At 43.5% G+C, this 8,937-nt stretch carries 5 protein-coding genes; 2 read left to right on the forward strand and 3 right to left on the reverse strand.

Features of this window, described 5'->3' with window-relative positions:
- Positions 1 to 347: 347 nt before the first annotated feature.
- Both DEM91_RS11265 and DEM91_RS11270 read left to right on the forward strand, forming a co-directional pair.
- The gene (locus DEM91_RS11265; protein ID WP_195254100.1) at positions 348 to 779 is read left to right on the forward strand and encodes a plasmid mobilization protein; all 432 of its coding nucleotides are present in this window, start codon (positions 348 to 350) and stop codon (positions 777 to 779) included.
- Complete coding sequence (locus tag DEM91_RS11270; RefSeq protein WP_249858993.1) at positions 763 to 1,824, forward strand: relaxase/mobilization nuclease domain-containing protein; 1,062 nt, start codon at positions 763 to 765, stop codon at positions 1,822 to 1,824. The genes DEM91_RS11265 and DEM91_RS11270 overlap by 17 nt, the downstream gene beginning before the upstream one ends.
- Positions 1,825 to 2,607: 783 nt before the next feature.
- Here DEM91_RS11270 and DEM91_RS11275 read toward each other — a convergent pair.
- From DEM91_RS11275 to DEM91_RS11285, 3 genes are all read right to left on the reverse strand, one after another.
- Complete coding sequence (locus DEM91_RS11275; protein WP_249858994.1) at positions 2,608 to 4,635, reverse strand: M13 family metallopeptidase; 2,028 nt, start codon at positions 4,633 to 4,635, stop codon at positions 2,608 to 2,610.
- A gap of 90 nt (positions 4,636 to 4,725) precedes the next feature.
- On the reverse strand, positions 4,726 to 6,687 hold the full coding sequence (abc-f, locus tag DEM91_RS11280; RefSeq protein ID WP_195254022.1) for a ribosomal protection-like ABC-F family protein: 1,962 nt from the start codon (positions 6,685 to 6,687) through the stop codon (positions 4,726 to 4,728).
- Between the two features lie 249 nt (positions 6,688 to 6,936).
- The gene (locus tag DEM91_RS11285) at positions 6,937 to 8,769 is read right to left on the reverse strand and encodes an SLC13 family permease (RefSeq protein ID WP_249858995.1); all 1,833 of its coding nucleotides are present in this window, start codon (positions 8,767 to 8,769) and stop codon (positions 6,937 to 6,939) included.
- Positions 8,770 to 8,937 lie beyond the last annotated feature (168 nt).

The raw sequence follows: 8,937 nt of genomic DNA on the forward strand, positions 1-8,937 counted from the left end.
TAAACCCCGAAGTCCAATTTTACTGGGCTTCGGGGAGGATATTTATGCTCTTTTGAGTTTTACCGGACAGCAATAATTTTTATTGAATACATTGAATGATGAGAACACCACGAACACAGTTAAACACGGAATGCACAGCATTCACTTTCAAGCAGCAAAACGTCTTGTGCGTAAACGTTTCGTTAGCTGATATTGCAAGACGTCAGTTTGTACCCACAAACTGCCCTTGCTCCCCTCGTCAGACTATCGGGGAGATAAAACCGTAATCACTCCGTTCTCATCGGTCAGTATTTAGGAATTAAGAGGTAATAAATCATCTACAATGATAAACTTTCAAGGAAACTTATATGAGCAGATACAAGGGAAAAGCTGCCCGATGGCAGCAACAGAATAAAGAAGAACAGCGGATGAACAAAACGGAGTTCATCAAGATAAGATGCATCTTAGAGGAGAAGCATAGTATCAAATCAAAAGCGGAAAGTACAGGGCGGAAGTACTCAGAGTACTGCCGTGAGATACTCCTTAACGGAGAAGTAACAGCCGTTCCCAAGATGACAGACAATGAGAGAGAAGCCATTGCCATTCTCCAGCATACTGGAAGGTTCTACGGGCAGATTTCCAATCTCATCAAAGTCAAGGATGAAAGGTGGCTACTCATCACTAAGAACCTCTCGCTATGTGCCAAAGAAGCATTTAAGCGGTTTTACGACCCGCATTTTCGTGTGGACGATGAGGTATATAAGGTCTTAAATCTAACAAGAAATGATAGGAAAATGTAAGGCGATAGCACACGGCAGCACGGCTCTGGACTATATCTTCAGAGAGGGCAAGCTCGACTATCGGCTTGCCTTCCACAATCTTTGCAGCAGGGAGCCAAAGACAATCTATGAGGAAATGAAAGTGGTCAGTGACTACAACAGCCGTTGCAGGAACAAGTTTCTCCGCATTGAAATAGGCATTGCACCTCAGGACGAGAAAAAGCTGCCTGTGTCCGAACTCATGTGGATAGCCCATCTGTTTGCCAAGCGAATGGGACTTGACAACCACCAATGGGTGGCAGTAACGCACAAGGACACCGACAACACACACATTCACATCATCGCCAACCGCATCAGTCTGTATGGAGAAGTCTATGATACTACCTTTGTGAGCAATAGGGCAGCAAAAGTGGCGGAGAAAATAAGCAGAGAGAAAGGCTTGACCATTGCAAAGGAGGTCAAGGCAGAAAAGAAATATCAAAAGACAAAAGCAAGTCCAACGAGAGAGCAAACCAAGAAAGAGGTGCAGCAAATCTGTTATGCCCTGCTTGACAAGTACAAAGGAACAGGCGTCACGGGGCATTCCATGTTCCTTTATGAATTGAACAAAAACGGCATTACCATAGAGCGTATGAAGAACAAGCAGAGCAAGGTATATGGCTTGAAGTTCTCATACGCAGGGCAATCCTTCAAGGCTTCCGAAATCGGCAGGGAGTTCGGCTACCATTCCTTGCAGAAGAACTTTGAAACAACCAACAAGGAAGAATCAAGGAAACCACATCTAACAGTACAAGAGCCTACAGAAAAGAAAGAACAATCTGATACAGGCTACCAACTTGTACCTCCAAGCCGCTCCTCTATCTCACGAGACAATGATACCTCACAAGTGCAGAATCCCATTGGTGCAGTGGCAGACACCATCGTTAGTGCAGTCGATAATGTGGTGGAAGGGTTGGGCGATTTGATTACACCTACTACGCAAGGCAATGACTATGCCGAAGCTGCATGGCAGCGCAAACTCAGATACCAAGCTAACAGAAAGAAGAAACGTGGAAGGGGATTATAACTCACGCCTGAACAAAATGCAGAAAGAAGAATATCTCATTAAAAATGCTTGTTATTCGGTAACAAAGTATTATCTTTGCAAACGGAATAACAAGCGTTCTTTGTTAGGCAGAAAACAGCGAAGCCAGGTAGCTCGCTCGTTTCTAAATCGTTACCAGTTTAGTCTTATAAACAAGGTAACTTATTTATTTTCAATCAGTTGTAGTTTAAGAATTATCTTAGCCTACTATTTGCATGCTTTAATGCTTCTGAAGCATGTGAATAACACCTCTAATACATGTTTCCAAGGGCATAAAACTAATGTTCTGACACTTGGAGACGTTGATTTTGTTAAAATCAGCCCATTTTTGTAGTTCGCTTGCCTATTATTTTTTTCTATTTTGAAGATTTTAGATGGTCGATTTTTGGTAAAATTATAGGACAAAATTATAATTTTGAAAACGGTGCAGTTCTTTCATTGAAGGTACGTTATTGTTACAGCTAATGAACGCAATCCATATGGTTCGTGCATAGAGTTAGATTTGTAGTTGAAACAAAAGAAGAAAGGTTGTTTTTCACCATCAACAACCTTTCTTCTATAAAAGAGCCGTGACCAGTATATCCTGAGACGAACGGTCTGTAGACTTTCAATTTGTTTAATCAAACAGCAATACCTAAAAACAACAACTCCCTCCTCTAAATAGGTTGTCACATATCTGATGGACAACGAACAGAGAGGAGGGAGCGAACATAGAAATTACTGTATTCTATCCTTCAATTATTTTTTGAAGAGAGAAAAATGAGTTTACCAAAGTTCTAAGCGTTGGTTCTTTGGTAGGTAAAGCTTGTCGGTTGGCTTCACGTCAAAGGCTTCATACCATGCGTCAATGTGTGGAAGTGCACCATTCACACGCCACTTACCCAAAGCATGTGGGTCGCGTTTTACACGGTTACGTATTTCCTTTTCAGTAATGTTTTGCCCCCATACACCTGCATAAGCCAAGAAGAAACGTTGGTTGGCAGTAAAACCATCTTTCGTCTTTAATGGTTTTTTGGCGGTTGCATTTTGGAAAGCCAGATAACTTACCATGAGTCCGCCGTGGTCGGCAAGGTTCTCACCCAAAGTAAAACGTCCATTCGACTTCAAATCTGGAAGCACATTGATATTCGAGAAGAAATCGGCATACATGTCAGCACGCTCGTTAAATCTCTTTGCGTCACTGGCAGTCCACCAGTCGTTCATGTTTCCGTTGGCATCATACTGCCTACCTTGGTCATCAAATCCGTGAGTCATCTCATGCCCAATCACCACACCAATGGCACCATAATTGAAAGCTTCATCGGCTTTGGCGTCAAAGAACGGATATTGTAGAATACCAGCAGGGAAACAGATTTCATTAGTCGTAGGGTTGTAGTAGGCATTCACGGTTTGTGGAGTCATGAACCACTCATCACGGTCAACTGGTTTACCTGCACGTTCTATAATGTGATTATGGTGTGCAAATTCACGACACGCCATCACGTTTTCATAGAACGACTTAGAAGGGTCAATGCTCAGTGAAGAGTAGTCGCGCCATTTGTTGGGATAACCTATCTTCACATAGAACTTATCCAGCTTCTTGTGAGCCTCTGCCTTGGTAGTATCGCTCATCCAAGTTTGGGCATCAATGCGCTCACCCAATGCAATTTGCAGGTTACGTACTAATTTTTCCATCATCTTCTTGGATGATTCAGGAAAATATCGCTGCACATACATCTTGCCTAATGCTTCACCCATTTGCCCTTCTACTTGGTTGGTGGCACGTTTCCACAAAGGATAATCTTCTTTGCGCCCACTCATTGTTTTACCAAAGAAATCAAAGTTGGCTTCACGGATTTGGTCTGTCAAATAAGCAGCTGACGACATAATGACATCCCACTCCATGATGGCACGCAAATCATCGGCTGTAGCAGCAGCCGAAAGCTTGTCATATCCTTCCAAAAAGGCAGGTTGTCCTACTACCATTTCTTGGATATAGTCGCTCTTCACGCCTTCTGCAGTGGCAAAAGCCTCCAAATTGATGTTAGGATAGTTCGCCTTGAACTGCTTTAGCGTCATCTTGTTATAGTTGGCTTGCGGGTCGCGCAGCTCTGTCATACTCTTTGAGATAAGTGCCAATGCGGTCTCATTCTTGAACACAATATCTGCCTTGACAGATGCTTGCGCTGGTGTGAAGCCATACAACTGGAACATACGAGCAATGTGATGCTTGAAAGCGTTGCGAATAGCCACCGTTGCCGAGTCGTTATTCACGTAATAGTCTTTCTGCCCTAAGGTAAGTCCACCTTGAGAGATGTTGAGAATATTCATTGCCACATTCTTCTCATCGGCGGCAAAATACGAACCATAAGGTATGCCATAGCCCATATTAGCATACTTGAGTTGCAATTGTAATAGCTGGTCTTTAGTCTTTGCTGCCTCTATCTCGTTGAGCAAGGGCTTCACAGGAGTGATACCTTCCTTGTTACGACGTTCGGCATCCATAGCCAACTTATAGAAGTCGGAGAGTTTCTGCTCCATCGTACCTTTCTTGTACGTCTTCTTCTGCAACTCACTCAATATGGAGTTGATACGCTTGTTGTTGTCCTCTGCTAACTGATCGAAGCTACCATAGCGCGAATAGGCTGCTGGCAGTGGATGCTTCTTCTGCCAACCACCAGTTGCAAACTGATAGAAATCATCGGCAGGACGTACAGATTTGTCAAAATTCGACTCAACAAGTCCTGTCTTCGATTGCGCCATTCCCATGGCAGGTGCTACCATGAGCAGCATCATCGGAAATAATTGTTTCATAAGTTTTGAAATATTTAAGTTGATGAGTTTCTCCCCTTACCCCACAAAAAGAGTGGAGTTCAATATAACAGGGAGTGTAATATTCAAAATTCAAAGTTTCTCTAATTTCTCGTTAAGCATCATCCAGCATTCATTCTCTTTGTCTAATGCTCGCTGGGTGGTAGTGTATTCCGTTACTAATTCCATATCGGAGGCGTTTTCGGGCTGTGACAACATGGCGTTGAGTTCGGTGATACGCTTTTCCATCTTAGCAATCTTCGTCTCACTTTCCTCAATATCACGCTTCAGTTTTCGCAATTTCCGTTGCTGTTCTTTGCGCTGTTGATAATCGTCTACCCCACTCTTTTCTTCGCTTAGTGGTGCTGATTGTACAGTTGCAGTCATTGTCACACTCTTATTTTGCAAAATAGCGTCAATGCTCTGCTGTGATGCCAAGCCGTCTTCAGCTTCAGCATGACTGCGGATGAAATCGTAAATGCCACCTAAGTGTTCTCTCACACAGCCACCTCCAAACTCATACACCTTATCTACCAAGCCGTCCAAGAAGTCACGGTCGTGGCTCACCAAGATAACCGTTCCGTCAAATGCTTGTATTGCCTCTTTCAGTACATCTTTCGATGCCATGTCCAAATGGTTGGTTGGCTCGTCGAGAATCAGCAGGTTCACGGGTTGTAACAACAACTGTATCATTGCCAATCGGCTGCGCTCACCACCCGATAGCACTTTAACCTTCTTCTCTGAAGTCTCTCCACCAAACATAAATGCGCCCAAAAGATCATTGATTTTCAGGCGCATATCGCCTGTTGCCACACGGTCTATCGTTTCGTAAATCGTCAATTTCTCATTGAGTAGTTGCGCTTGGTTCTGTGCAAAATAACCTATCTGCACATTGTGTCCCACTTTGAGCGTTCCTGTAAAAGGTATCTCGCCCATGATACATTTCACCAAGGTGGACTTTCCCTCGCCATTCTTGCCCACAAATGCGACCTTCTCACCACGCTTGATTGTAAACGTTACACCAGAAAACACGGTGTGTGCTCCATAATCTTTGCGCAATTGGTCGCAGATAATGGGATAATCGCCACTGCGCAAACAAGGTGGAAACTTGAGGTGCATACGCTTGTTGTCCACCTCGTCTACCTCGATAGGCACCATTTTCTCCAGCTGTCTAATGCGCTGCTGCACCTGCACCGCCTTAGTGGCTTGATAGCGGAAACGCTCTATGAAAGCTTTGGTGTCGGCTATCTCCTTTTGCTGGTTTTCATAAGCTCGCAACTGCTGTTCACGTCGCTCAGCTCGCAGGGCTACATACTCATCGTATTTCACCTTATAATCCTCTATCTGCCCACAAGTTATCTCTAACGTACGGTTGGTTACATTATTAATAAAGGCTCTATCGTGACTCACCAGTACCACTGCCTTGGCAGATTGCACCAAGAATTGTTCGAGCCATTGTATGGACTCGATATCCAAATGATTGGTAGGCTCATCGAGTAGAAGTACATCTGGACGCCCCAGCAGTATCTTCGCCAGCTCAATGCGCATACGCCATCCGCCCGAAAACTCTGATGTGGGTCGTTCAAAATCCTTTTGTTCAAAGCCTAAACCCACAAGCGTTCGCTCTATCTCGGCTTCATAGTTCTCACCACCAAGCATCAAATATCGCTCATGTTCTTGCGTAAACCGCTCAACTAAGTTTAGGTAGTCGGTGCTTTCGTAGTCGGTGCGTGTTGCCATTTCATGTTGCATCTCCTCCAAATGAGCCTTGAGGCGCAAATTGTCGGCAAAGGCTTTGCGCGTTTCCTCCTTCACTGTGGTGTCATCTGCAAGTTTCATGACCTGTGGCAGATAGCCTATCGTAGTGTCATTGGCAACAGCAACCACCCCCTTAGTAGGCTGCTGTAACCCTTTCAATATCTTGAGAAGCGTTGATTTTCCCGCTCCGTTCTTGCCTACCAAGGCTATCCTATCACGTTCGTTGACCACAAAACTAACATCCTTGAACAGGGGTTTCACGCCAAACGTAACGCACAATCCTTCTACTGAAATCATCTATTTGTCTGTTTTCTTTTGTCAAGTATCTGCAAAGATACGACTATTTTTTATCACACAAATATTTGAAGTGCGTTATCTTTCATGGGAAGAGTGTAAATGAATCATATAAACGGGCAGCCATTCTACACAAAAAAGAGTTCCGAAGAGCTCTCTTATTGTGTCATCTTTTGCACTTTTTCATCAAAAGGAAAAGCAAACTTTAACATTGGAACTATCCAATAATACAAGTACTTTTTTACGAGACCTTTAGAAAGGGAAGAGCAAAGGCAATACAAATGTCATTACCACTCCTATCAGCAATTGCAAGGGAAGTCCCACCTTGATATAATCCATAAACTCGTACTGACCTGCTTTCATCACCAGCGCATTGGGCGGTGTTGAAAAAGGGGAAGCGAAACACATGCTTGCTCCTAACGTAACGGCAAACAAGAAAGCGTACGGACTGACACCTATCTGCGAAGCGGCAGACATGGCAATGGGAGACATGATGACAGCTGTGGCTGTGTTGCTGACAAACATGGTCACAAATGTTGTGGTATAATAAATCCCTGCCAAAAGAATCATCGGTCCCATATCTCCCAATGAATCAACTAATGATTGAGAGATAAACGAGGAAACGCCCGTCTTCTCTAACGCTATGGACATGGGCATCATCGCTGCAATGAGTACGATACTACTCCAATTAATGGCTTTGTATGCAGCCTCGACATTTCTCAAGCAGCCCGTTAATACCATCAGCAGACCTGCAACTACCACTGCTGTGACGGGTTGAAGAGGAATGAAATCGAACACCATCATACAAATCATCAATAACATGATAAAGGCTGCAATGGGTGCTTTATAATTGAGAGTTACCTTACTGGCTTGCTCTATGGGTCGTCCCAATACTACCCAATCGGTTTCGGCTGTTTCAAGTCTGTCAATATTGCTCCACAACCCTTGCACCAAAAGGACATCACCTGCTTGGAGCTTCTGCTCTGCCAAGTCTTTTACGAGATAATCTCTTCGGCGACGAATCCCTACCACATTGATATTGTACTTTTCACCAATGCTCGAATCTTTAAGGCGAATACCAGTAATACGCGAATTGGGCATGAGTACAAGCTCTGCCATACCTATATCGTAGAAGTCAACAGAGCTATTGTCTAACTTGGCGAGTGAGTTTTTGGTGGCAAATACATCCATGTCCTTGATGTCTCCTGTGAGATAAAGCACATCTCCTGCTTGTAAAACGGTGGACGGTTTTGGAACCTTTTGCTTGACCTGACGTATAATACGCCCACTACTCGAAGAATCATTTCGAATCTCAATAATGGACAGTCCGTGACGGTTACGCAAATCAAGCTCTGCAACTGTCTTACCATGGAGTGGAGAATGGTTACCAATACGGTAAGCCTGCAAATAATTTTGAAGATGATACTCTGTCACCAACTCGTCAAGACTCTTATCTTTAGGTTTTCTTCTTCCACCTTTTTTCTTGTCTTTCCCAAGAAACATTCGGCTCAATGGCAACAAAACGATAATACCAACGGCAATACAAACAATTCCAACAGGAGTGAATGAGAAAAACGTGAGTGGCTCATAGCCTGCGTCTACCAAAGTCTCCTGAATAACAAGGTTCGGAAGTGTACCAATCAGTGTGAGCATTCCGCCCAAGCTACTGGCAAAAGCAAGAGGCATAAGTAACTTTCCTGGACTGGAATTAGATTGCGCTGCCATACTCACAACAATAGGCATCATCAGCGCAACCGTGCCAGTATTGCTCACAAAGGCTCCAATAAATGAAGTCGTCAGCATCACCAACAAAAACAATCTTATCTCGCTACCTTTCGCCAACTGTATGATTTTTTGGCTTAAAGCCTTTGCCAAACCCGTTTGTAGCACGGCAGCACCTACCACAAACAGTCCCACCATCATAATCACCACATTTGAGGAAAAACCAGAAAAAGCCTCTTCTGGTGTCAAAACGCCAGCTACTAACAATACACAAAGGGCACACAGTGCCACTATATCGGCTCGCAGACGACCAATCACAAAAAAGATGACCGTTACTAATAGTACAACGAGTGTAAGAATCATATCAACCTAAAAAATTATTCGTATTAAGTAAAAAAGCCTAAAAGGTAGACTAATTGAAAAATGATAATGCAAATATAATAAAAATAATTGACATTAAACCCAAATCGGTCATTAGAAAAAGCTTCTTGTCATTTTCTAATGACCGCCATTAGAAAAACAGCATTGTAT

This window comes from Prevotella sp. TCVGH, from assembly GCF_023522295.1.
In the GTDB taxonomy this organism is placed as follows: Bacteria; Bacteroidota; Bacteroidia; order Bacteroidales; family Bacteroidaceae; genus Prevotella; species Prevotella timonensis.